Raw genomic sequence first — 24415 nt, 5'->3', positions numbered from 1 at the left:
AAAGCAGAAAGACAAAGTCTGGCCCTTTTACCCTCCTACCCTCCCACCCTCTTACCCTCCCACCCTCTTACCCTCCTACCCTTAAAACGTCAGCGTCACGTTGGTGTAGTAATACGCGCCGTTGAAGCCAAACTGGGCCGCGTTGCGGGTGTAGGGAATCTCGCCGTTTGAGTAGCTGAGGAAGCGGGTGGCGTCCACCTTGTCGGGATACACGTTGGTGAAGTTGTTGGCTCCCAGCGTTATCGAAACAACCCGGGCCGGGGCGTACACCAAGGCCAGGTCAAAGATGGTTTTGCCGCCAAACTCCTGGCTGATGTGCTTCACGTAGCGGCCGGGGACGGCGGGTGTCGTGGGCGTGGCAGCCACTGCGGCGATGTTGGCCGGCTTCTCGTAGGCCGTTACCGAGCCGAAGTACGTGGCGCGGGGCGTGAGGCTGAACTTGCCGTAGGTGTAGGTGGCCGAGAGCAGGATTTTCTGGCGCGGCTGGGCCCGCTCAATCAGCCCGATGCTCACCGTGTCAATCAGCAGGATGCGGTTGGTGGTGCCGGCCTGCAGGGCGGCCGGCGTGTCGCCGAAGCGCGAGATTTTGGTTTCGTTGAAGGTCAGGGCCAGGCTCATGCTCAGGCGGCTGCGCTCGTTGAAGTCGGTCTTGTAGGTCGTCACCAAATCGATGCCGCGGGTGCGGGTGTCGATGGCGTTGGTGAAGAAGCGGATTTCGTTGACATTGGCGAAGGCCGGGGTTTGCAGCGCCCGAATGCCGCCGGGGGCGGTGCCTTTGATAATGCGCTCGCTGTTGATGATGCGGTCGGTGATGTCAATCTGGTAGGCATCAAGGGTGAGCAGCAGGTTGTCGCTGAGCTTGGCGGCCACGCCCAGGCTGTAGTTCCAGGAGGTTTCGGCTTTGGGGGCGGCCACGCCCAGGGGGGCCAGCCGAGCGTCGTTGTTGCGCAGCTGCTTGGTCTGGACAATTTCACTGGCCTGTACCGTCGAGGTCGTCACGCTGTTAAAGATTTGCTGCAGCGACGGCGCCCGGAAACCCCGGTTGACGGAGCCGCGCAGCGCCACCCCCTCCGTCACCTTGAAGCGGCCGGCAAATTTGCCCGACAGGTTAGAGCCGAAGTCCGAATAGTTTTCGTAGCGCAGGGCGGTGGTCAGCAGCAGGCGCTCAGTGATGTCGCTTTCCACGTCCACGTACACGCCCACGTTAGAGCGGGTTGCGTTCGTTTCGTCGTCGGGCGCGATGCCCGGCCGGCCGCTCGAACCAGTGGCCTTGGCCGTGCGGGCGGGCACGGCGGGCGAGGTGGGCGTGGCCGGGATGGCGGGTGCCGACCCAGCCAGTGGGCCCACAAAATACGATTCGGGGCTGCCTTTCTCCAGGATAAACTGGTCGGTGCGCACCTGCGTACCAAAAGCCAGGTTGAAGGATTTGGTGCCGAAAAGTCCCGTGAAATTACGCGACAAGTTCAATTCGTTGGTCGTTTGACCGAAAGTGCTGCGGCCCACGTAAAAATCGGTGGGCGAAGCGGCTCCCATCGACGGATTAGCCGTTTTATTGGCGAATAGGTCGAGGTAATTATAGCCGTAGCCGTAGCTGAAATCGAGGTTCCAGCCGCCGGCCAGCTTGCGGTTCACGCCCACCACTACCGAGTAGTCATCGCTGCGGCCGGGCAACTCGGGCAGGTAGCCGTCGGGCTGCCGGGGGCTGTAGTTCACGTTGGCGGGCTGGGCGTTGCGGAAGAAGCCGTAGGCCAGGATATCTTTGCGCGAGTAGCCTCCGAAGCTATACACCGACCAGCCGCTCGCGTCGAGGGGCACGCTCAGGTTATAGAAGCCCTGGTAGATGTCGGCCTTGTTGCTGCCGTATACGCCCACTTTGAAGGGCTGCCCCACCTGCGGGTAGAGGTTGCCCCGCTCGGTGCGCCTGGTGTTTTCGTTCGCAATCTGAGTGGCTGTGGGCACGCCCGGCAATGCCGGAAACGGCGTGTAAATCCCGCCCACGTAATTGTCGCTACGGTTGGACTGCTCCTGACGCTGGTATTGCAGCGTGACATTGAGGTAGCCGGGGGTGGTTTTGCCCAGCTTCACGCCGTAGTTGGCCCCGGCCAGGTACTGCGCGCCGTCGCCTTCCTGCGTGATGCCGTACTGGGTGCGCACGGTGGCTACGCCGGTGCTCTTGTTCAGCCCCAGGTTAATCACGCCCGCAATGGCATCGGAGCCGTACTGGGCCGCCGCGCCGTCGCGCAGCACCTCAATCCGCTCGATGGCCAGCGCCGGAATGGCGTTCAAATCCGTCACCACGGTGCCGGAGCCCACGGTCACGTTCAGGTTCAGGGCCGAAAACTGGTGGCGGCGCTTGCCGTCTACCAGCACCAGCACCTGGTCGGGCGAGAGGCCGCGCAGGCTGGCCGGGTCGGCGTAGTTGGCCACGCCGTTCACGCCGGTTTTGGCCGAGTTGAAGGACGGGGAATTGAACTGCACCTGCTGGCCCAAATCGGTCTGGCCGGTCAGCTGCAGCTCTTTGGCATTGAGCACGTCAACCGGCGAAGGCCGCTCCACGTCGGTGCGGGGCAGGCCGCGCGAGCCCACCACTGTCACGTCGCCCAGGTCGGTGGCGCTGGGCGCCATGCGCACGTCGAAACTCGTGCGCTCGCCCACAACGAGCAGCTGGGTCTTGTAGCCCACGGCCGATACCACCAGGGTGGCGCCCGGCTGCACCTTCAGGCTGAAGCGGCCGTCGTTGTCGGTGCCCGTGCCGTTGGTGGTGTTTTGCTCCAGCACCGTTACGCCGGCCATGCCCGCGCCCTGCTCGTCCACCACCCGCCCCGACACCGGAATGGGCACCGCCGCCGCTGAAGGCGCCAGCACAATGCCGCTGCTCACCACCTCGTAGCCAATGCGCAGCGGGCTCAGCAGGGTTTGCAGCACGTCGCTCAGGGGCTCATCCACGGCCGCCACGCTCACCCGGCGCTCGGCCCCAATGAGCTGCTGGCTGTAGAGAAAGCGGATGTGCACCTGGCTTTCAATGGAAGCCAGCACGGCTTTGACGGTCTGGGCCTGGGCCTGCAGCGTCACGTGGCAGGCGAGTACGTCTTCGGTGGCAGGCCCGGGTGCGGGCAGGGCCGCGGCCCCTACCAGCCCCGGCTGCCAGGCCGTGAGCAGAGCCACAAAAATCAACCGGGCGGCAGCGCGGCAAAACGGGTATGTGTGCATCATAACGAACGAGTAAATGGTGGGAATTTGGGAAATATGGCAAGCCGAAACGGCCAGCAGCGCTACTCGCTCTGGCAGCCGCGGCTGCGGAAAATGATGGCCTCGTCGGTGCGCTCGTAGGTGGCACCCAAGGTTTTACAGAGTAAGTCGAGCTTCTCGAATAAGTTTTCAGTGCCAAAGGCCAGGCTCACGGTGCAGCCCGCCAGCGCCGCCCCGGTGTAGCGAATGGGCACGCCGTAGCCGGCCTCCAGCGAGGCGAGCACCTCAGCCACCGGCCGCTCCTCGAAGCTCAGCGGCTGAGGCCGCAGCAGGGCCGGCTCGGCCACTAGCACCGGCCGCAGCACGGGCGCGGCCACCGAGTACACCACCTGCTGATTGGGTCGCACTACCACGGCCGCTCCCACCGCCGGCGAGGCCGTGCTGGGACATACGCGCACGGCGCCCGTGCGCACCTCCACCGTGGCTTCGGCCTGCCCCGGCACGGCCCGCACCGTGAAGCTGGTGCCCAGCACCGTCGTTTCGAGCTGGGGCGTGAGCACCCGGAAGCGCCGGCGGGCATCATGAAACACGGCGAAGAAGGCCTCACCGCTCAGTTCTACCACCCGCTCATGGCCCGGCGCGAACCGCGCCGGGTAGCGCAGCCAGCTTCCGGGCTGCAGGGTCACGGTGCTGCCGTCGGCCAGGGCCAGGAGCAGGGCATGACCCGTTTGGTTGGTGCTGCGCTGCCAGCCACCGGCTTCGGCCGTCACGGTTAATTGCTCGGCCGTGGTGGCCGTTGGGTGCCTGGCTAGTCCGGCAGCCGGCCGGTGCGGCACGCCCAGCCACGCCAGGCTCAGGCCCAGCACCAGCAGCGCGGCGGCCGCCCAGCGCACCGCCGGCCGCCGCCAGGCCACCGGCCGGGGCCGGGTGCGGGCCTGAATGCGCTGCCAGGCGCGGGCCTTGGCAGCGGCCTGCTCGGCGGGCGTGGGCGGCGTCGGGCGGGGCATGTCGCGTGCCTCGTACCACTGGTCTACCGTCCAGGTTTCCCCCTCAATGGTGCTATCCTGGAGGTAGCGCTTTAGTAAGTCGGCAAGGTGGGAGGGCTTCATGCGGAGCAGTCCGGGAAAGGCGGTCTGCTTACAAGTCGGCCAACACCCCCCGGCACCCTAGCGGGGCCGCGAAAACTTTTTTGCGCGGCTATACAAGTGGATTGGGGGTAATAGGTGCCCCTTCCTGGCTGCCATCAGGCATTCAGCATGGCCAGCAGCAGCACGCTGACCATGAACTCGCGCAGGCAGCCGCGCAGCAGCCGCAACGAGCGGGCCAGGTGGTACTCTACGGTTTTGGGCGATACGTGCAGGTGCGCCGCGATTTCGGGCACGGTGCGGTGCTCCAGGCGGCTGAGCTGAAAGACGGCGCGGGCATGGTTGGGCATGCGGCGCAGGCTGGCGGCCAGCGCCGCGGCCAGGTCGGCCACGGCCACGGTTTCCTCGGTGCCGCAGTCGGCGGCGTGGGTGGGCGGGGCCGCCGCGTGGGCCTGACGCACGGCCTGCGCCCGGAGGCAGTCAATCACCCGGTACTTGAGTGCCGTAAAAAGGTAGGCGTTGAGCTGCTGAATGAGGGGAGCCGAGTGGCGCTTGTTCCAGAGGGCCACAAAAAGGTCCTGCACAACTTCTTCGGCCTCGTGGGGGCAGTCGAGCTTGCGGCAGGCGTGCGCATGCAGCTCGTCCCAATAGCGCTGGTATATTTCCGCAAAAGCCTGCTCATCGTCGCGGGCCAGGGCACGCAGCAGTGCGGCTTCCTCGCTGGTCGCCACCGGAGCAACCGAATGCCGGGTCGATAAGGAGACCACTTTCATTGGAACCAAGGAGTTAGGGAAGCGTTGATAAAGGATGAAACACCGGAATCGATTGTGGAAAGAAACGGGAAGAAATCCGGTTGAAAAAGGTAAGCCCGGAAAGGAGGTGAGCAGGCCGCGTAAAGCCCCAGATAGCGCGGGTGAAACCACCTGCTGCAATATATAGTTTTAGCCGGATGCCCGCCGCCGTTTCGAAAATCCCGTGCTGGGCGGCGCATCCTGCATTGGCCTTCCCTCGTTTACTGTTTTGTTTTGATGAACCCCGCCATTCTTCTCCCCGCCGCCAGCTACGAATTCGCCACCATTCAAAAGGTGAGTGGCAGCGGCCCGCCCGTGCCGGCCTCCGACCAACTGGCCGCCGAGGAGCCGCTCGAAATTCGGGTGGGCTACGAAATCGATGGCCAACGCCTGCACCGCACGCTGTCTGTGACTATGCGTACGCCCGGTAATGACGAGGAGCTGGCCGCCGGCTTCCTGCTCACCGAAGGCATTATCCAAGGCAAAATCGACCTGCTGGGCATCATTCCCTGCCCCGACGTGAAGAAGGCCGAAGAAGCCGGCAACGTGGTGCGCGCCGAGCTGGCCCGGCACGTAACCGTCGATTTCGCGGCCATGGAGCGGCATTTCTACACCAGCTCCAGCTGCGGCGTGTGCGGCAAAACCAGTATCGATGCCGTGCGAACCGCCAGTTGCCCGGTGCTGCCGGCCGCTGGCCCGCGGTTGCGCTACGACGTGGTGCACCAGCTGCCCGAGCGCCTGCGCGCGGCCCAGGCCGGCTTCGAGCAAACCGGGGGGCAGCACGCGGCGGCGCTATTTTCACCCGAGGGAGAATTGCTGCTGCTGCGCGAAGACGTGGGCCGCCACAACGCGCTGGATAAGGTTATCGGGGCGGCGCTGCTGGCGGGCTGGCTGCCGCTGCATCAGCATGTTTTGTTGGTGAGTGGCCGGGCCAGCTTCGAGCTGGTGCAGAAGGCCGCCGCCGCGGGCATTGGGGTTTTGGCGGCCGTGGGGGCCCCCAGCAGCCTCGCCGTGCAGGCCGCCGAAAGCTTTGGCATGACGGTGCTGGGCTTCGTGCGGAACGAGCGGTTCAACATCTATAGCCACGGCTGGCGGCTGAGTGACGCAACGACGCAGGGCGTGGTAGAAGCCTCTTTAGCATAATGTTGCTCAACTGCTATAGCTGCGGCAACGGACCACCCCACCTTACGTTTAACTTTAGGTTCCAATTCCTACCCCATGAAGCTCCGAATCGAAGACGACACCCTGCGCCTGCGCCTTTCCAACGCTGAAATGCACGAATTTGCCAGCACGGGGCGAGTCGAGGCCGCCGTGCACTTCGGCCTCAACCCCGAGCAGCGCCTCACCTATGCCTTGGAGCGCGGCTCGGAGCTGGCCGAGACTTTACCCAATGAGGAGCCCGTGCAGGTGCACTACGAGCCCGGAGCCATCACCGTGCGGGTTCCCTTTGCCCTGGCAAAAACCTGGGTGGAAACCGACCAGAACGGCTTTTCGCATACCCTGCCATTGGCTGAAAATCAGCACCTTAGAATTCTGGTCGAGAAGGACTTCGACTGCCGCCATTAAGTTGTCAGTCATTAGCTGACAGTTGTTAGTATGCCGATAATCGCCTGACTGACAACTAACAACGGGCAACTGATAACCCGTTTACTTTTGAATGACTGCTTAGTGTGTAGTTCGCTTGTAATTATCTATTTATACACTCCCACCTCTCTGTTTCGATGATTTCTATGGAAGATTCCCCGATTTCCGACCCTAGCAAAGCTGGCCAGACCCATCAGCAGAAAGCCAGCCTGGCCCCCAAAAGCGGCGAGCGCCCCGACCAGGGCACGGCCCCGGTAGCGGATTACGAAATTCCGGCCGCCGACCACCCCACCAAGGCTGGCCACGAGGTCAGCGCCGGCGCGCCGCCCGCCCACGAGCACATTCCGGCCCCGCCCACTTCGGAGGCCAAGTACCTGCACCCCATCCTGGCCCAGCCGCCCGAAGCCCTCACCGGGCTTCGGCTCGAAGGCCGCCAGAAAGTGGCGGCCGGGGTTACGGCCGTGCTCAAGTCCATGCAGTTCAGTTGGACGGAGGGCGGCGTGGGGCGTGGTTCGAGAGCCCTGCTGGGGCTAAATCAGAAGAATGGCTTCGACTGCTCGAGCTGCGCCTGGCCCGACCCCGACGAGCACCGCTCAGTAGCCGAATTCTGCGAAAATGGGGCTAAAGCCACCGCTTCGGATGCCGACGACAAGGCCGCCGGCCCCGAGTTTTTTGCCCGGCACAGCCTGGCCGAGCTCTCGCGCATGACCGACCGCGACCAGAACAACGCCGGCCGCCTCACGCACCCGATGGTGAAGCGGCCCGGCGACAACCACTACTCGCCCATTGCCTGGCCCGATGCCTTCGACCTCATTGCCAAAGAGCTGAACGCCCTGGACTCGCCCGACGAGGCCGTGTTCTACACCTCGGGCAAGGTGCCCAATGAGCCGGCCTTCCTGTTCCAGTTGTTCGTGCGTGAGTTTGGCACCAACAACCTGCCCGACTGCTCCAATATGTGCCACGAGAGCAGCGGCTCGGCGTTGAGTCCAACGTTAGGACTGGGCAAAGGGTCGGTTACGCTCAACGATATTCACGAGGCCGAGGTCATCCTCATCATCGGTCAGAACCCGGGCACCAACCACCCGCGCATGCTCTCGGCCCTGCAAATGGCCAAGCGCAACGGGGCCAAAATCATCAGCATCAACCCGCTGATTGAGGCGGGCCTGAACCACTTCAAAAACCCCCAGGACTTCATGAATCCGCTGCGGGCGCTGGGCGCGCTCCTGGGCGACGGCACCCAGATTACCGACCTCTACCTGCAGGTGCGCGTGGATGGTGACATGGCCCTGCTGCGCGGCATCATGAAGCACTTGTTTGAAGCCGAAGATGCCAACCCCGGCCAGGTCGTGGACCGGCCCTTCATCGCCGAGTTCACCACCGGCTTCGAGTCGTTCGAGCAGAATATTCGCAACACCAGCTGGGAAGCAATCGAGGAAATCAGCGGCATCAGCCGTGCCCAGCTCCTCGAAGCGGCCAACATCATCGCCCGCAAGCAGAAAATCATCACCTGCTGGGCCATGGGCGTGACGCAGCAGCGCAAGGGCGTGGAAACGATTCAGGAAATCGTGAACCTGCACCTGATGAAAGGCGCCATCGGCAAGCCCGGCGCGGGCACCTGCCCGGTGCGCGGCCACTCCAACGTGCAGGGCGACCGCACGATGGGCATCTGGGAGCGGATGCACACGAACTTCCTGGACGCGCTGCAAAAGGAGTTCAAATTCTCGCCGCCCCGCAAAGACGGCTTCGACGTGGTGGAGAGCCTCAAGATGATGAACGCCGGCAAAACCAAGGTGTACTTCAGCCTCGGCGGCAACCTGCTCGCCGCCGGCCCCGATACCGAGTTCATCGCCGAAGGCATGCGCAAGCAGAACCTGACGGTATTCGTGGGCACCAAGCTCAACCGCGGCCACCTCGTGACCGGCAAAACCAGCCTGCTGCTGCCCTGCTTCACGCACGTCGATATCGACATGCAGAAGTCCGGCCACCAGATGACGTCCTGCGAAAACTCGATGGGCGTGGTGAGCCAGAACAAGGGTATTCTGGTGCCGCTTGCCGGCGAAATGCTGAGCGAAGTAGCCATCATCAGCGGCATCGCCATTGCCACGCTCGGCGATAAAACCACCACCGACTGGGTGGCCATGACGGAGAACTACGATGTCATCCGCGACCACATCTCGCGCGTGATTCCGGGTTTCGAGAAGTTCAACGAGAATCTGCGGCAGCCGGGCGGCTTCTACCTGCCCAACGGCCCCCGCGAGCGCAAGTTCACCACTGAAAACGGCAAGGCCAACTTCAGCACCACCACCCTCGACAAGTACACCATCGAGCCCGACCAGCTCATCATGATGACGGTACGCTCGCACGACCAGTTCAACACCACCATCTACGAGTACAACGACCGGTACCGGGGCATCCACAACGAGCGCCGCGTGCTGTTCATGAACCCCGCCGACATGGCCGCCCGCGGCCTCAAAGCCAAGGACCTCATCGATATCACCAGCCACTTCCAGGGTGAGGAGCGCACCGTGGAGAAGTTCGTGGCCGTGCCCTACGACATCCCCAAGGGCAACGTTTCGGCCTATTTTCCGGAGGCCAACCCACTGGTGCCCATCACCAGCGTGGCCAAAGTGAGCAATACGCCCACTTCCAAGTACGTGGTGGTGACGGTGGTGCCCACGGCCGTAAACAACGACAAGCGCATTAAGCAGCGCGAGAAAATGCTGGCGTAAACCGCGCCGTTTGTCATTGCGAGGCCGGAGGCCGCGGCAATCCGTCCTGTAAAAACCACTTACTTATTTAAGCGACAAGCCCCGGTACTGCGCAGTATCGGGGCTTGTCACATAATTAGGGTTGTCGCTTTTACAGGACGGATTGCTTCGTCGTGCCTCCTCGCAATGACAGACCGGCCTTAAACCGTTTCCCCCGTCTTCTCCAAATCGAACATCTCGCCCAGCATGGCTACTAATTTATCGGCCTCGTCGCGCTTGCAGGCCGATTTCAGGTGCAGCACGTGCTGCTTGAGAATCTTTTGCATCAGCGAGCGGGTGGCTTCGTCGAGGAGCTTGCTTTCGGCGGGGGTGGCGCGTTTCTGGTAGCGGTCGAGCTCTTCCTGACGCAGGGTTTCGAGGTTGGCCTTCATCTTCTGGATGAGGGGCGACACCATCATTTCTTTGGCCCAGTCGCTGAGGCTGGCGGTGCTTTCGGCGATGATGGCCCGCACCTGCGGTACGGCCGCGAGTCGGGTTTGTAGGGCGGCCGAGGCCTTGCTCTGGATGGCGTCGATGTTGTAGACCAGCACGCCCGGTACCTGCTCCACTTCGGTGGCAATGCTGCGGGGCACGCTTAGGTCGACGAAGAACTTGAAGCTGAGCACGTCGAGGTTCTGCACCAGCTCACGGGTGAAAAAGGGCTCGGCGCGGTTGATGGACGAGATAATGACATCAGCCTCCTTGAGCGCGGGCACCAGGTCTTCGAAATCGACGATGCGCATGCCGCACTCTTCGGCCAGGGCCTCGGCCTTGGCGCGGGTGCGGTTGCAGATGGTGATGTCGCTGAAGGCCTTGCTGGCGGCCAGGTGGCGGCACACGTCGGCTCCGATTTCGCCCAGGCCCACTACCAGCACGCGCGGGTTCGCCACGTCGGCGGTCAGCTCTTCGACCAGTTCCAGGGCGGCGTAGCTTATGGAGGCGGCCCCGTCGCGGAAGCTGGTTTCGGTCTGCACGCGCTTGTTGGTGAAAAACACCGTGTGCATGAGGCGGTGCAGGAAAGGGCCGGCGGCGTCGGCATCGGCGGCCCACTGGTAGGCCATCTTTACCTGATTGCTGATTTGCAGGTCGCCCACCACCTGGGCGTCGAGGCCCATCGCTACTTCGAAGAGGTGCTGCACGGCGGCGTCAGCCTCGGGCAGCAGGTCGAAATAGGGGAGGAACTGGCCCACGTCGGGGCGGCTTTTGAGGTCGCCGAGGGCGAGGATGATTTCGCGGCTGCGGTCGTCCTCGGCGGCGTAGTATACCTCGGTGCGGTTGCAGGTACTCAGCACGAGCAGGTCGGACAGACCCAAATCGTGGTGCAGCGTGTGCAGGAAGCGGCGGCAAGCGGCCTCATCCAGCGAAAGCAGCTCCCGGATATCGAGCGGAGCTTTCTTAAAGGAGAGGCTGACGGCCTTGAACGGATGCGACATAAATAGAATCGGCACGAAACCGGACTACAAAATTACGGCAGGAATCGGCAAGAATGAAACAGCCCAGCCGGTACTCCGGTTCGGGTGGCCCCACATTTATCCTATTAGTCGCCGTGCGGGGTCTCGTACCTTTGCACCATGCTGCCTACAAACCCATCCGTTGCCCATTCTTCACTCGATTCCAGGTCGGCCGCGGTTGCTTCGGGGGAGGCCGGAAATACGAGCGAAACGGCGGCTCCGGCCCCGGCGGGCGCGGCCGGCCCCGGCGTTACCTCGCCCGTGGCCTGGATGCTGCTGCTGGCGCTGGCGGCCATCTGGGGCACGTCGTTTATTCTGATGAAAAAGGGACTGCTGGTGTTTTCGGCCCTGGAGCTGGGCGCTACCCGCGTGAGCGTGGCGGCGCTGCTGCTGCTGCCGTTTGCCCTGCGCCACGTGGGCAGCGTGGAGCGCAGCCGCTTCAAGTGGCTGGGCCTGAGCGGAGTGGTGGGCACGCTGATTCCGGCTTTCCTGTTTGCCTACGCCGAAACCAAGCTGGCCTCGGGGCTGGCGGGCGTGCTCAATGCCCTCACGGCGGTTTTTACGCTGTTGGTGGGCGCGCTGCTGTTTGGGCAGCGGCTCACGGGCCTGCGGGTGTTGGGCATTGCGCTGGGCCTGGTGGGCACGGTGGTGATGCTGCTGCTCGGCGGCAGCGGCGGCACCGATACGCCGACCGGCGAGGGCAATGCCTGGTACGGGATTTATATCCTGATTGCCACCATCGGCTACGGCGTGAGCGTGAACGTCATCAAGCACAAACTGGGGGGCATGACGCCCATGGCCGTGACGGCCGTGCTATTGCTGCTCATCGGTGGGCCGGCGCTGGCCTATCTGCTGCTGGGCACGGGGTTTCTGCACAAGCTGGCCACGGTGCCGGGCGCGTGGACGGCGTTTGGCTACATCGCACTGCTGGCTACCATGAGCACGGCGGTGGCCATGGTGCTGTTCAACAAGCTGATTCAGCAATCCACGGCCCTATTCGCCTCATCTAGTACCTACCTCATTCCCGTTGTGGCCCTGGCCTGGGGCGCGCTCGATGGCGAGGCCTTCAACCTCTGGCATTTGCTCGGTATGGGGGTTATTCTGGCCGGCGTGCTGATTATTCACCGGGCTAAATGACCGAGGCAGAGATGCAGAATAGTGCTGCATGATGATAATTACCTAACTGCCGTTACGCTGGGGTGTAGCGCGGACTTTGTAGTCCGCGAGTTCAACGGTTCCACTCGCGGACTACAAAGTCCGCGCTACACCCCAGCGTCGCTTGAACGAAGGCACTGCGTAACGGCAGTTGCCTAAAACCCCATCGTCACGCCCAACAGCCCCCAACGGTGCGAACGGCCGCCTGTGAACTCCGGCGATGTCCAGGTTGCGGTGGCCTCGAAACTCAGCTGCTCGTGCGTCAGCACCACGCTGCCAGAGCTGCGCAGTACCGTCCGGCGCAGGGTGCCGGCGGTCAGCGTGTAAGGGTCGTTATTGGTGAAAACGCCGCCTTGCAGCGTGGCATCGTAGCCAATGAGGCGGCCTTCTAAAGAGGCCTGGCCGTACACCTGCCAGCCACTGGGACCCGTCGAGCTCAGGCTGTTGAAATAAGGATTAAACTGCCCCGCTCGCAGGCGCAGGCTGGTGCTGGCATAGGTATAAAGCGTGCTCAGCGACGCTTCGGTGGTTCCCAACAACTCAATGTGACCCGGAGCGGCGGCCAGCTGTTTGTCGAAAGCCACGCGGTAACCTACGATGGGGGCGTTGCGAATCTGGAAGTCCCAGCCCCGGGGCTCGGCGTTGCCCGTGACGCGGTGGATGGCGGTTTGCAGCTCCTTGCCGCCCGCGGCCGGGCCGATAAAGCCCAGCTCCAGCGCCGTAGTCAGCCGCTGGTGCCGGGCCGGCTGGCTGCTGATGCGGAAGAAAGACGCGTAGCCGTACGCCGCATACGGCCGGTCGCCGACCCGGACGAACGGGTCCTGAATGCGCAGGGGCGTAAACCCGTCGTAACGCAGCCGAATACCATAATACTGCGTGCTGCCGCGCGGGCCGCCAAGCAGCAGGTGGCGCACCGGCAGGCGGGCCAGCGCCGGATGCACCAGCGTGAGGGTCATGCCCTGGGTGAAGTAGTAATCGGTGCGAAAAAACAGGTCGTTCGCGTACGTGTAGCTCAGCAGCCGGTCGGGCCCGATGGGGTGCAGCGTATCGGCCGGCACGGGGGCCGCATGGCTGCCAAAGCCCGACAGCGTTAGAAACAGAAGAAATAATGGGCGCATAGGTAGCCGGAGCTGCGGCCCCGGCCGGGATATACGTGGTGGTGGCGGCTTCTTGGTTTGAGGGTGGCAATTATGCCGTTACTAACTGACGTTACGCAGTGTCTTCGTTCAAGCAACGCCGGGGGTGTAGCGCGGACTTTGTAGTCCGCGAGTCTGCTCCATTCAGGGTTGTAACGGCGCAGACTCGCGGACTACAAAGTCCGCGCTACACTCTGCTGCTTAACGGCCGTTACTCGTTTACGTAAGGCCACGCCTGAAACCGCCCGGCCAGGCCGGCCTGGCGGGCATTGCCGCGCACGTAGGCCAGCACCCGCGTCAGTTCGGCCTCGTCCCGCACTTCGTAATTAAACCAGCCCACCTGCCAGAACTCGGCTTCGGGCGGGAGCTTGGGGCGCACCAGACGGCGGCAATTGGCACCCGTGCGCAGGTGCAGCAGGTCGAGGGCTTTGGCGAAGGACAGGTTGCTGCTGGCCGGCAAATGCAGCACGACGTGGGCGTGATTGGGCAGAATGGCGAAGCCGTGGATGGTGAAGCCGGTTTCCTCCAGCATCATGATTTCGCCGGCCAGCACCTCGGCTATTTTCTCGTTCTCGAAGTAGTTCGGGCCGATGGGGGCGCGGTCGAGCACGGCATCGAACCGGGCGAAAAACTGCTTTTGGGCGCGGTGGTGGTCGGTGCCGGCCTCTTGAGCCTGGTGCAGCGCGGCTTTCAGCTCGCGGCTGGTGGCGGCGGGGATGGTGCCGTGCAGGCGTAGGGTGAGGAAGGAGGTGGTGCCGGGATTCATGCGCGGGAGATGGGGAGAATGTACTTGCCGCAAGTACTGATATTGTCTGCAAAGGCCAAGCGCCTGCGCGAAACCTTTGCCCCTATCTTGGGGCCATGAACCTAGCCCCGACCGACTACCACCATCTGCTCACCGACATCAAGCAGCGCGTGCGCGAAGCCCAATACCGGGCCTTGCAGCAGGTAAACCAGCAGCAAATGCAGCTCTACTGGGACCTGGGCCGCCTCATCGCCGAGCGCCAGCAGCAACACGGCTGGGGTAAAAGTATTGTGGAAACCCTGGCCCGCGACCTGCAAACGGAGTTTGTGGGGATGAGCGGGTTTTCATCGCGGAACCTCTGGTATATGCGTGATTTTTATTGGAGTACAGCACCAATGAAATTCTGCAACCACTGGTTGCAGAAATCAGCTGGGCCAAGCACCTGCTCATCATGAGCAAGTGTAAAGACGCGCATGAGCGGCTGTTCTATACGGTGCAAACCCGTCGCCACAACTGGACCAAGTCCGTGCTGGCCCAGCAGCTCAAGGCCCGTGCTTACGAAAGCACGGTGTTGGCCCAAAGCAATTTCACCGATACCCTGCCGGCACCGCAGCTGCCCGCCGCCGTGCTGGCCCTCCGAGACGAGTACACGTTCGGCTTCCTGGGCCTGGCGGCCGAGCATTCCGAATACGAGCTGGAGCAGGCCCTGCTGGGCAATGTGCGCCGCTTTCTGATTGAGATGGGCGGCGACTTCACCTTCATCGGCAACCAGTATCGGCTGGAGCTGGAAGACCAGGAGTACTTCGTGGACTTGCTCCTCTTTCACCGCGAACTGCAATGCCTCGTGGCCGTCGAATTGAAAATAACCGAGTTCCGACCCGAATACGCGGGCAAGATGAACTTCTACCTCTCCCTGCTAAACGACAAGGTGAAAAAGTCGCACGAGCAGCCCAGCATCGGCATCATCATCTGCCAAAGCAAGCAGCGTACGGTGGTCGAGTTCGCGCTGCGCGACGTGAACAAGCCCATCGGCGTAGCCACCTACACCCTCACCGATACGCTGCCCGCCGAGCTGCGCCCCTTCTTCCCCAGCAACGAAGAGCTGGTGCGGCGGCTCGATGCCGTGACCGCCGCCTTGCAGGGGCCGGCGGTGGGGCCGCGCTAAAAGCTGTCCTGAAGCAAGCTTACCGCACCGGAAAATTCACTAAGCAGTCGTTCAAAAGTAAACGGGTTGTCAGTTGTTAGTTGTCAGTCAGGCAATTGTCATCCTACCAACAACTGATAACTAATGAATAACAACTTAATGACTAACAACTTAAATGATAAGTAACCGTTCTGCCAAAATTGAAAAAGCCTGAGTCGCTCACGCAGCCCAGGCTTTTTCAATTACTCGAAACCAACTCAGCTCACGCTACCAGCACCTTATCCTGGCCCAGCTTCGAGTTCTTGTAGCCATACCCGAAATACACGGCCAGGCCAATGAGCAGCCACACGAAGAACAGCGTCCAGTTGCTGATGCCGAGCTGCGTCATCAGGTACAGGTTGATGAGCAGGCCGAGCACCGGCAGCAGCGAGAATTTCTTGCGGAAGGACAGCACCGACAGGCCGATGCAGAACAGGAAGAACACCAGCGTCGGAATCTGGTGGGCGAAGCCGCCGGTGATGTGGCCGCCCACGGCCTCGGTTTGCAGCCAGCCGCGTTGGCCGCTCACGTCGAGCAGGAATTCCTGGTTACCGGCCGGGTTGTAGCGCACGACGAGGAACGCGCCCACCGCCAGAATCAGCGGCACCAGCCACTGTCCGTTGATGTAAGGCACCTTGAAGCGGGCCTCGGAACGGCCATAAGGGTCGATGATGAGGATGCCGCCACACACCAGCGCAAACGCGAACAGCGTGCCGATGCTGGTCAAATCAACCACCAAATCCATGTTGAGAATGAGCGCCGGCACCGCCACGAAAAAGCCCGTGACGATGGTAGCGAACGACGGCGTGTGAAAGCGCGGGTGAATACGCGAAAAAATCTTGGGCAGCAGGCCGTCACGGCTCATGGTGAGCCAGATGCGCGGCTGGCCCAGCTGAAACACCAACAGCACCGAGGCCATGGCAAACACGGCGCTCACCGCCACCAGGCCCGAAAGCTTGGGCAGGCCCACCTCGGCAAACACGAACGAGAGCGGGTCGCCCACCCCGAGCTTGGTGTAGGGCACCATGCCCGTAAGCACCAGCGTGATAATCACATACAGCACCGTGCAGATGATGAGGGCGTACATCATGGCCTTGGGCAGGTCGCGCTGCGGGTTCTTGCACTCCTCGGCGGTGGTCGAGATGGCATCGAAGCCGATGTAGGCGAAGAATACCGCCGACACGCCCTTGAGCACGCCGCCCACGCCGTTGGGGGCGAAGGGCGTCCAGTTGGCCGGCTGCACGTAGAACGCGCCCACCGCGATGACGATGAAAACGATAATCAACTTCAATAAAACCAGCAGGTTAGAAGCGTTTTTGCTTTCCTTGATGCCGATGTAGACCAGCGCCGTGATGGCTACGGTGATGGCGAAAGCCGGCAGGTCGATAACCAGGTGGAAGCCGTTGAACAGCTCCGGGGCCGTGGTCCAGGCCTTGTAGCCTTCGAGCTGGGCGGGCGTGGCCTCAGCCAGCGGCCGGCCGGCCTGCATCAGGGTCATCACGGCCTCGTAACCCGCATGGCCAGTCTGCGTGCCCATCGTGAGCCAGAGTGGGATGTGGACGCCAATGCCATCCATAAGCCCGGTGAAGTAATCGGACCAGGAAATGGCCACCACGATGTTGCCCACCGCGTATTCCATTATCAACGCCCAGCCGATAATCCAGGCCGTGAGCTCGCCAAACGAGGCGTAAGCGTAAGTGTAAGCCGAGCCGCTAACCGGGATTGTAGCCGCAAACTGCGCGTAGCACAGCGCCGAAAACGCGCAGGCAATGGCCGTGAAAACGAACAGCAGCGACACGGCCGGCCCGCCATCTAAACTGGCCTTGCCGATGGTGCTGAAGATACCGGCCCCGATGATGGCCGCGATGCCCAGCGCCGTGAGGTCGCGTACGGTGAGGTGGCGCTCGAGGCCGCCGGGGGAGGAGTGGCCTTCGTGGTCGGCCGGGGGATTTTGCAGGATGGCCGCGATGGTTTTGCGGCGAAACAGGGACTTTTCGGAACTCATGCAGGAGTGGGAAGCGGGTTTGGGGGCGAAAAGATAATGCCCCGGCGCGGGTTGCGGCCCAAATCGCCTTCGCCGCCGCCCCCGCTAGCGCAGGGGGCCGCCGAGCAGCCCGCTCACTAAACTGCCGCCCACGTGCACCATCATCGAGCCGCCGCCCACCCGCACCGGCACCCCTACCGACAGGCTGCCCAAGCCGCTGCTGTAGGTATTGTAGCCGTAGCCCGCCGGCCCACGTAACGGCAGCGGGGCAAACAATGGGTTGGCAAACCGGCCCTCGGCTCCCGGCCCGGCCAGCGGGGCCGCGCTGCCATAGGCCTGCACCAAGTAGGGCGAGAGGTTGTATTGCACGAAGGCCCGGGCCCGCTCGCCGGTGCCCAGCACGTAGCGCAGGTAGGGCTGCACGGAGTAGCCCACCGCGCCCGTCGCCAGCACCGGCGCGTAGCTGCCCGACACGTAGGCTCCCGCCAGGAAATGCCCCTGCCGGGGCGCGGCCGGAGCCGGAAATTCCAGCCCCACGCCGCCCGTGCTGAGTACCTGGGCCTGGGTCAGCAAGGGCAACATCAGCAGCGCCAGTTGAATAATAATTTTCATGTGGGAAGGGCTTAAGCGGTGGAAATGCTATTCAAGTTACGAGGTTTTGCCGCGTGAAGTGTGCATTCCTGGATGGGCTGGCATCAACAGCATGAATTCATTGCCCGCCAGCTCATGCGCCAACCTGTTTCGCTCACTATTCCGCAGCCCTGCCACCAAAGCTGGGCCGCGATGACTCCTACTGTTGCCGGCCGCCACTGCGCCGCCTGCGAGAAAACCGTGGTGGATTTCACCCTGAAAACCGACGCCGAAATTCTGGCCTTCCTGGCCGGAGCCGTGAGTGGCCGCACCTGCGGGCGCTTCGCGGCGGGGCAGCTGGAGCGGCCGTTGCAGCGCGCCGCCCTGGCTGCCCCCACGCGGTGGCGGGCCTGGCTGGCGGCCGCCGTGGCGGTGTGGGGACTGCGGGAAAGCAATGGTGTGGCAACCCACGCGCAGGCTCCCGCCGAATGGCGCACTCGCTACTGGGGCGGCCCCGTACCCGCTGTGCCCGCCAAGGCAGTCGAAACTCCGGCCACGCCCGACCTCCTGCCCTTGCAGATACAAAAGCCACCGGTCACCATTGGGCGGCCAGAAACAGCGCACAGGTTAATTACGATGGGAATGGTTAGCAGTCAGATAATGAAACCGACGGTAGCCTTGCCGCTGGTGCTGCGCGGCGTTATTACCGATTTCTCCAACAACGAGGCACTTCCGGGCGTCACGGTCCTGCTCAAAGGCACCACCATCGGAACCAGCACCCGCGCCGACGGCACGTTCGAGTTGGCTATTCCCCCGCAGCTGGCAGAAGCGGCGGGCGTTAGCATCACGGTATCGTCGGTGGGCTATGTGACGCAGGAGCGACAGCTCGTAACCAAAGCCGCGGGGGAGGAGCACAGGTTTCAGCTTCAAGCTGATGTGAAGGGCATGTTGGGCGAAGTTGTGGTTTGCCGGTTGCCACCCAGCAAATTGCCGCCCGCTCCCTGGTACCCGCGCCGCTTCTACTACTGGGGGAAATACTGGCTTACGCGCCCCTTCCAACGCGGCTGAAACCCGGGCAACCCCTCGCTTTCTCCAAAACCGATACCTTAGGTGCATGGCTACTCCCTCGATTTCCATTCCGACTCCCTGCGCCCAACCCTGGGCCGCCATGCGCCCCACCGCCGACGGCCGCCACTGCGGGGTCTGCCAAACCGAAGTCGTGGACTTCACCCGTCTCAGCGAGGCCGAGGTACTGGCGTTTCTGGCGCGGCGCGGGGGGCGGCCGGTGTGCGTGCTGGCCAATGCCAGCCAGGTAGTGCCGGCTGGCGCCACTCGCTGGCGGCAGTGGTTGCTGGCCGGGCTGGCGCTGCTGGGTTGGCACCCCGTTACCTCTTGCACCACCAACCCGCCCCAGCAGCTGCCCGCGCAGGCCACGGCGGCCGCATCTGGCCCGGCTGCTGCCGAGTCGCAGCAGATAATCATCCGGGGCCAGGTGCTGGACGGGGCCAGCAAAACGGCCGTGCCGCAGGTCAGCGTTTTTATCAACGACACCCAGTTTGGCACCGTCACGGATGCCGAGGGGCGGTTTGAATTGGTGATGGCTCCCGGCTGGGGGCCCATCGTGGGCGGCAAGGTGGCGCTGAAGTTTGTGGGCAGCCCCTTCGACTTTCAGGAGCAGACGGTGAAACTTGACGTCCGCGCCACGCCCCGGCCCACGCCGTTGGTAGTGCGCCTGGAGTCGGTGCCCAACCGGGGCCAGATTATGGGCAAGATGCGGATGCCCGAGCCACCCGTGACCCCACCAGTGAAGTAGCCGCCGCTAAACTTTTCTGCCCCGGAAAGCCTTTTCCCAGAGTATGAAAGTTTTGCGTATTGCCCTCGTTTGCCTGCTGGCTACTGCCTGCATTCCCCTCAAGCCCACTACCAAGCACGACCTGTTTCCCGGCGTGGCCCAGCTGCCGCTCGAAGAAGCCCCGCATCCCAAAAACTCGCTGGAGTGGTGGTATTTCACCGGCCACCTCAAGGACGTGACCACCGGCCAGACTTTCGGCGTGGAATACGTTTTCTTCCACTTCAACCCCAACGGCAAGCAGGATTACCAGATGGTGAACTTCGCCCTGAGCGACCCGCAGACCCAGCAGTTTCGCTACGACTACCAGCTGGGCAAAACCGCCGCGCCGCTCACCGCCACGCTCCCCATCAACCTGAGCCAGGCGAAAGCCGACCAAACCTGGACCCTCACCGGCCAGGAAGGCCGCTACCAGCTGCAGGCCCGCATGGTGGCCACCGGGCCGAATAAGGCCGGCCAGGCCATCAGCCTCAGCACCACGCCGGCCAAGCCCGTGCTGCTGCACGGCGGCACCGGCTACGAGCAATATGGCCCCGTAGCCCAGGCGGGCTACTATTCCTACCCGCGCCTGGCCGCCACGGGAACCATCGAAGTAGCCGGCGAAACCCACCAGGTAACCGGCGAGCTGTGGTATGACCGGCAGTGGAACTGCGGCGGCGTAAATAAGAAAAACGTGGCCTGGGACTGGCTCAGCCTGCAAATCGACCAGACCCGCGAGGAGCTGATGGTCTACACCGTACACAATACTAAAACCAGCCAGCACATCGGCGGCGGCTCGCACTTTGGAGCCAAGGGCGAAAACCTGCACCTCGCCGAAACCGACTTTAAGCTGGAGCCCCTCACGTACTGGACCAGCCCCACCTCGAAAAAGAAATACCCTGCCACCTGGCACCTCACCGTACCCGGCAAAGGCTACGACCTCACCGTGACCCCGCTAATCCCCAATCAGGAGCTGAACCTGCGCCTGTTCAAAGTGCTGAAGCTGAACTACTGGGAAGGCATGTGCCGCGTAACCGGCACCCACCACGGCCAGCCCGTTACCGGTAACGCCTACGTGGAAATTACGAACCGGTAAAGGGCAACGCTGTCATTGCGAGGAGGCACGACGAAGCAATCCGTCCTCTCAACACGACCAGCCCTGAAACGTGACAAGCCCCGGAACTGCGCAGTTCCGAGGCTTCTCGCTTTAAGTAAAGTGTCTGGCTTTGATAGGACGGATTGCCACGGCCTGCGGCCTCGCAATGACAGAACCGGCTACTGATTCAGCACTACGCGGAACGTGGTGCCGCGGCCCATTTCGCTCCATTTCACGAAGAGCTTGCCTTCGTGGTAGTTCTCGATGATGCGCTTGGCCAGGGCCAGGCCCAGGCCCCAGCCGCGCCTCTTGGTGGTGAAACCGGGCATGAATACCCTATCGAGCTTGTTTTTGGGAATGCCCTTGCCCGTGTCGGTAATGTCGACGGCTACCTGCCGGGGCGGGGCCCCGCGCCGGTACCAGGTGCGGCGCGTGCGCACCCGCCGCAGGTGCAGCGTGATGGAGCCGCGGCCTTCCATGGCATCCACGGCGTTTTTGCAGATGTTTTCGATGACCCAGTCGAACAGCGGCACGTTGATGCGGGCGGGCGTGTCGAACGGCAGGTCGGTTTCAATGGTGAAAATTACCTTTTTCGATACCCGGCTTTGCAGGTACTCGATAGCGTTGCGGGTGGTGTGGTACAGGTTTTCGTCCTTCAGCACGGGCACCGAGCCGATGTTGCTGAACCGCTCGGTAATGATTTCGAGGCGTCGAATATCCTTGCCCAGCTCCTCCACGATGGGCTCATCCTTGAACCGGTCGGAGTCGCGCAGGTAGTTTTGCCAGCCCACCAGGCTGCTGAGCGGCGTGCCCAGCTGGTGGGCGGTTTCCTTGGCCAGGCCCACCCACACGCGGTTTTGTTCGGCCCGGCGCGAGGCGCTGAACGCGAAATAGGCAATAATGCCAAGGCAGCCAATCACCACCACCTGCACCAGCGGGTAGGTGCGCAGCTGCTGCAGCAGCTGCGAGTCGCGGTAGAAAATATAGTTCACCTGCCCGGCTCCCAGCTTCACCACAATGGGCGGGTGCTGCTGCCGCATGAGCAGCAATTCGCTGCCCAGCAGCGTCACCGAATCGGCGGGGGAGAGGTGGGCCGGCATGGTGATGTTTTTAGCGCCGATAACATCCTTGCCATCGCTGCTGAGAATAACCGGAATCGTGGCATTCGCATCAATTATCTCATTGAAAACGAACAACGTATTCGAATCCGATTCCGAGTTGATGATGAACTCCTGGGCCTTGGCGTAGAGCTGAATCTGCTGCTGCTCGCGGGCCGATACGCGCTGCACCAGCCAGTTGGTATAGATGACAGTGGCCGCGCCAATGAGCAGGGCCAGCGCCGCTACCAGAAATTTTATGCGGGATTTTTGGTCGTAAATCGGAGACATTAACGCGTTGTTGTAGAAAAAATGAGAACGTCATGCTGAGCTTGCCGAAGCATCTCTACTGCAGTAGTAAATAATTACTTCCCCGGTAGAGATGCTTCGGCAAGCTCAGCATGACGTTCTGTTGTACCCTGCCGTCCCGGATAAAAATCTTAGCCCACCAGCACCGCCTCGCTAGCCGCAATTTCCTGCAAAATTTCCAGCACGTCGGCCGGGGTTTCGGCATTCACCAGGCTGGTACGCCAGGCTTTAGCGCCTTCCAGACCCCGGAAATAGTGGGCGTAGTGGCGGCGCATCTCGAAGATGCCCACTTTCGGGCCTTTCCACTCGATGCTGCGGTCGAAGTGCATCTGGCAGGCGGCCACCCGCTCTTCCAGCGTGGGCGGGGCCAGCAACTGGCCGGTGGCCACGTAGTGCTTCACCTCCCGGAAAATCCAGGGGTAGCCGATGCTGGCCCGGCCAATCATCACGCCGTCCACGCCGTAGCGGGTTTTGTATTCGAGGGCTTTTTCGGGCGAGGTGATGTCGCCGTTGCCGAAAATCGGGATTTTGATGCGCGGGTTGTCCTTGATTTTGGCGATGAGCCGCCAGTCGGCATCGCCCTTGTAGAGCTGGGCGCGGGTGCGGCCGTGCACGGTGAGGGCCGCAATGCCCACGTCCTGCAGGCGCTCGGCCACTTCTTCCACGTTTTTGGTGCCCTCGTCCCAGCCCAGGCGAGTTTTCACGGTCACGGGCAGGTGGGTGTGGCGTATCACGGCGGCGGTCATGAGCACCATTTTGGGGATGTCCTGGAGCAGGGCCGCGCCCGCGCCCCGGCAGGCCACCTGCTTCACCGGGCAGCCATAGTTGATGTCAATCAAATCGGGCCCGGCCTCGGTGCTGATGGCCGCGCACTCGCCCATCGTGTCCACGTCGGAGCCGAAGAGCTGAATGCCGATGGGCCGCTCGTAATCGAAGATATCCAGCTTCTTCCGGCTTTTGGCGGCGGCCCGAATCAGGCCTTCCGAGGAGATAAACTCGGTGTACATCAGGTCGGCCCCGTGGGCCTTGCACACGGCGCGGAAGGGCGGGTCGCTCACGTCTTCCATGGGCGCGAGCAGGAGCGGGAAGTCGGGAAGCTGGATGTTGGGACCGATGTTGACCACAGATTTAACGGATTTTAACGAATGGAACAGGTTTATTGTGGCTCTGCCCCGATGTGCAGACTTGGGTAATAACCGGGAATAAATGCGGATTCTTACAGATTTAACGTCATTTGCAGAACCGAAGCCGAACGACGGGCGGGTGCGGAGAAACAGCGGAACCACCAATAATCCGTTTCCACCCGTTAAAATCCGTTAAATCCGCGGTCAAATTTACGCCCTTCCCAACTTGCACCCCGCTATGAAAGGTTTCCTGCCCCGCACGCTGCACCCTGGCCTTCAGATACTGGTGCTGCTGGCCCTGATTAGCGCGGGGTTCTGCGTGGGCTACGCCGTCATCTTTGCCTGGGCGAAGCTGGGCTTTGGATTATCGGCCCCGGAGGCCATTGCGGTACTGGCCAACCCCACCGCCTACCCGCAGGCCTGGGGCCTGCTGATGATGGCGCAGGGCGTGGTGCTGTTTTGCGCGGGCACGGGCGGCGGCCTGCTGCTGGCCTCGGCGCTGGGCTACGGCTGGGCCGAGTATTTCAGTCCGCGCCGGCTGGGGGCGGGCTGGTGGCTGCTGGCGGCCGCCGTGCTCATCGTAGTCATTCTGCCCTTTATGTCCACGCTCATTGCCTGGAATGCGGGGGTGCATTTCCCGGCTGCGCTGCACGATTTTGAGGTGTGGGCGCGGGCCAGCGAAGACAAGGCGGCCGTGCTCACCAAGTTTCTCACGCGGTTCAGCTCGGCCGGGCGGTTTTGGGTGGGTGTGCTCGTGATTGCCGTGGTGCCGGCCGTGGCCGAGGAGCTGGTGTTTCGGGGCGTGATTCAAAAAAACCTGGTGCGCTGGTTCTCGCCGCACCTGGGCGTGTGGCTGGGGGCGGCCATTTTTTCGGCCATTCACTTTCAGTTTTTTGGGTTTGTGCCACGCTTCGTGCTGGGGCTGGTGCTGGGCTACCTCTACCTCTGGAGCGGCAATATTCTGGTGAGCATGGCCGCCCACTTCACCCAGAATGCCTTCCAGCTCCTCATTCTTTACCTCGCTCAGCGCGGCCAGTTCGGCTGGGGCTTCGACCCCGATTCCAACGACGCGCTGCCCTGGACGCTGGTGCTGCCTTCGCTGCTGCTCTCGGCCGGCCTGCTCTATTTCCTGTATCAGCGGATGACGGCCCCGGCCGCGCCCACCGCCATGCTCACGCTCAGCCGCGAGGGTGTAGTCGAGCGCGGTATCGACACCTGATTGCGTCTCGTCGTTGAACAGCTTGCATTGAACGACCACAACCGCGCATTCGTAACGACCACAACCGCACCAACTAAACAACATCAGCAACGACGAAACGCAAGATATTGCGTCTCTACATC

General features: G+C 62.6%; 19 protein-coding genes and 1 pseudogene. 10 read left to right on the top strand and 10 right to left on the bottom strand.

Annotated features, from left to right (window positions below):
• Window positions 1-81: 81 nt before the first annotated feature.
• The 3 genes from ABD819_RS12845 to ABD819_RS12835 form a co-directional block, all read right to left on the bottom strand.
• Window positions 82-3213: a TonB-dependent receptor domain-containing protein gene (locus ABD819_RS12845; RefSeq protein WP_345124963.1), complete on the bottom strand. Its 3132-nt coding sequence runs from the start codon at window positions 3211-3213 to the stop codon at window positions 82-84.
• 59 nt (window positions 3214-3272) lie between these two features.
• Window positions 3273-4298 carry a FecR family protein gene (locus ABD819_RS12840; protein ID WP_345124960.1) on the bottom strand — a complete coding sequence of 342 codons (1026 nt, stop codon included), beginning with the start codon at window positions 4296-4298 and terminating at the stop codon, window positions 3273-3275.
• A 134-nt stretch (window positions 4299-4432) separates the two neighbouring features.
• Entirely contained in the window at window positions 4433-5047 is a 615-nt protein-coding gene (locus ABD819_RS12835; RefSeq protein WP_345124958.1) for an RNA polymerase sigma factor, read from the bottom strand.
• A gap of 255 nt (window positions 5048-5302) precedes the next feature.
• On the opposite strand from ABD819_RS12835, the gene fdhD reads away from it, so the two are divergent.
• The 3 genes from fdhD to ABD819_RS12820 all read left to right on the top strand — a co-directional run bounded on the left by fdhD (window position 5303) and on the right by ABD819_RS12820 (window position 9378).
• Window positions 5303-6208, top strand: a complete 906-nt coding sequence (gene fdhD / locus ABD819_RS12830) for a formate dehydrogenase accessory sulfurtransferase FdhD (RefSeq protein WP_345124957.1) — start codon at window positions 5303-5305, stop codon at window positions 6206-6208.
• Between the two features lie 75 nt (window positions 6209-6283).
• The gene (locus tag ABD819_RS12825; protein WP_345124955.1) at window positions 6284-6631 is read left to right on the top strand and encodes a DUF7009 family protein; all 348 of its coding nucleotides are present in this window, start codon (window positions 6284-6286) and stop codon (window positions 6629-6631) included.
• Between the two features lie 164 nt (window positions 6632-6795).
• Entirely contained in the window at window positions 6796-9378 is a 2583-nt protein-coding gene (locus ABD819_RS12820; protein ID WP_345124953.1) for an FdhF/YdeP family oxidoreductase, read from the top strand.
• Between the two features lie 179 nt (window positions 9379-9557).
• On the opposite strand, the gene hemA is transcribed toward ABD819_RS12820, so the two are convergent.
• Window positions 9558-10829, bottom strand: a complete 1272-nt coding sequence (hemA, locus tag ABD819_RS12815; RefSeq protein WP_345124952.1) for a glutamyl-tRNA reductase — start codon at window positions 10827-10829, stop codon at window positions 9558-9560.
• A 138-nt stretch (window positions 10830-10967) separates the two neighbouring features.
• On the opposite strand from hemA, the gene ABD819_RS12810 reads away from it, so the two are divergent.
• On the top strand, window positions 10968-11984 hold the full coding sequence (locus ABD819_RS12810) for a DMT family transporter (RefSeq protein ID WP_345124950.1): 1017 nt from the start codon (window positions 10968-10970) through the stop codon (window positions 11982-11984).
• 173 nt (window positions 11985-12157) lie between these two features.
• Here the strand turns inward: ABD819_RS12810 and ABD819_RS12805 are convergent, their stop codons facing one another.
• Both ABD819_RS12805 and ABD819_RS12800 read right to left on the bottom strand, forming a co-directional pair.
• On the bottom strand, window positions 12158-13120 hold the full coding sequence (locus ABD819_RS12805; protein WP_345124948.1) for a lipid A deacylase LpxR family protein: 963 nt from the start codon (window positions 13118-13120) through the stop codon (window positions 12158-12160).
• 229 nt (window positions 13121-13349) lie between these two features.
• Entirely contained in the window at window positions 13350-13904 is a 555-nt protein-coding gene (locus ABD819_RS12800) for a hypothetical protein (protein WP_345124946.1), read from the bottom strand.
• Window positions 13905-13999: 95 nt separating this feature from the next.
• Here ABD819_RS12800 and ABD819_RS12795 point away from each other — a divergent pair.
• Window positions 14000-14385, top strand: a pseudogene (locus ABD819_RS12795) (DUF1016 N-terminal domain-containing protein); the annotation flags it as partial.
• Window positions 14377-15048, top strand: coding sequence for a PDDEXK nuclease domain-containing protein (locus ABD819_RS12790; protein ID WP_425553992.1), 672 nt, complete (start codon window positions 14377-14379; stop codon window positions 15046-15048). The pseudogene ABD819_RS12795 and the gene ABD819_RS12790, both read left to right, overlap by 9 nt.
• Window positions 15049-15289: 241 nt before the next feature.
• On the opposite strand, the gene ABD819_RS12785 is transcribed toward ABD819_RS12790, so the two are convergent.
• Together ABD819_RS12785 and ABD819_RS12780 are read right to left on the bottom strand one after the other, a co-directional pair.
• Window positions 15290-17071: an amino acid permease gene (locus ABD819_RS12785; protein WP_345124940.1), complete on the bottom strand. Its 1782-nt coding sequence runs from the start codon at window positions 17069-17071 to the stop codon at window positions 15290-15292.
• Between the two features lie 84 nt (window positions 17072-17155).
• Window positions 17156-17662 carry a hypothetical protein gene (locus ABD819_RS12780; protein WP_345124938.1) on the bottom strand — a complete coding sequence of 169 codons (507 nt, stop codon included), beginning with the start codon at window positions 17660-17662 and terminating at the stop codon, window positions 17156-17158.
• A gap of 114 nt (window positions 17663-17776) precedes the next feature.
• Here ABD819_RS12780 and ABD819_RS12775 point away from each other — a divergent pair, with 114 nt between their 5' ends.
• From ABD819_RS12775 to ABD819_RS12765, 3 genes are read left to right on the top strand one after another with little or no spacing between them, the layout of a single operon-like run.
• A complete protein-coding gene (locus tag ABD819_RS12775) occupies window positions 17777-18688 on the top strand; it encodes a carboxypeptidase-like regulatory domain-containing protein (RefSeq protein WP_345124937.1) in 912 nt (303 codons plus the stop codon).
• A gap of 46 nt (window positions 18689-18734) precedes the next feature.
• Complete coding sequence (locus ABD819_RS12770) at window positions 18735-19433, top strand: carboxypeptidase-like regulatory domain-containing protein (RefSeq protein ID WP_345124935.1); 699 nt, start codon at window positions 18735-18737, stop codon at window positions 19431-19433.
• Between the two features lie 43 nt (window positions 19434-19476).
• A complete protein-coding gene (locus ABD819_RS12765) occupies window positions 19477-20544 on the top strand; it encodes a lipocalin family protein (RefSeq protein ID WP_345124933.1) in 1068 nt (355 codons plus the stop codon).
• A gap of 179 nt (window positions 20545-20723) precedes the next feature.
• Here ABD819_RS12765 and ABD819_RS12760 read toward each other — a convergent pair whose 3' ends face one another.
• Together ABD819_RS12760 and dusB are read right to left on the bottom strand one after the other, a co-directional pair.
• Complete coding sequence (locus ABD819_RS12760) at window positions 20724-21932, bottom strand: ATP-binding protein (protein ID WP_345124931.1); 1209 nt, start codon at window positions 21930-21932, stop codon at window positions 20724-20726.
• 149 nt (window positions 21933-22081) lie between these two features.
• The gene (dusB, locus tag ABD819_RS12755; RefSeq protein WP_345124929.1) at window positions 22082-23074 is read right to left on the bottom strand and encodes a tRNA dihydrouridine synthase DusB; all 993 of its coding nucleotides are present in this window, start codon (window positions 23072-23074) and stop codon (window positions 22082-22084) included.
• Window positions 23075-23312: 238 nt separating this feature from the next.
• Here dusB and ABD819_RS12750 point away from each other — a divergent pair, with 238 nt between their 5' ends.
• Window positions 23313-24293, top strand: a complete 981-nt coding sequence (locus ABD819_RS12750) for a CPBP family intramembrane glutamic endopeptidase (RefSeq protein ID WP_345124928.1) — start codon at window positions 23313-23315, stop codon at window positions 24291-24293.
• Window positions 24294-24415 lie beyond the last annotated feature (122 nt).

It is taken from the genome of Hymenobacter antarcticus, assembly GCF_039539545.1.
Taxonomy (GTDB): domain Bacteria; phylum Bacteroidota; class Bacteroidia; order Cytophagales; family Hymenobacteraceae; genus Hymenobacter; species Hymenobacter antarcticus.
The sequence above is the reverse complement of the archived record's forward strand: the minus strand, read 5'-3'. Positions and strand labels throughout refer to the sequence as shown.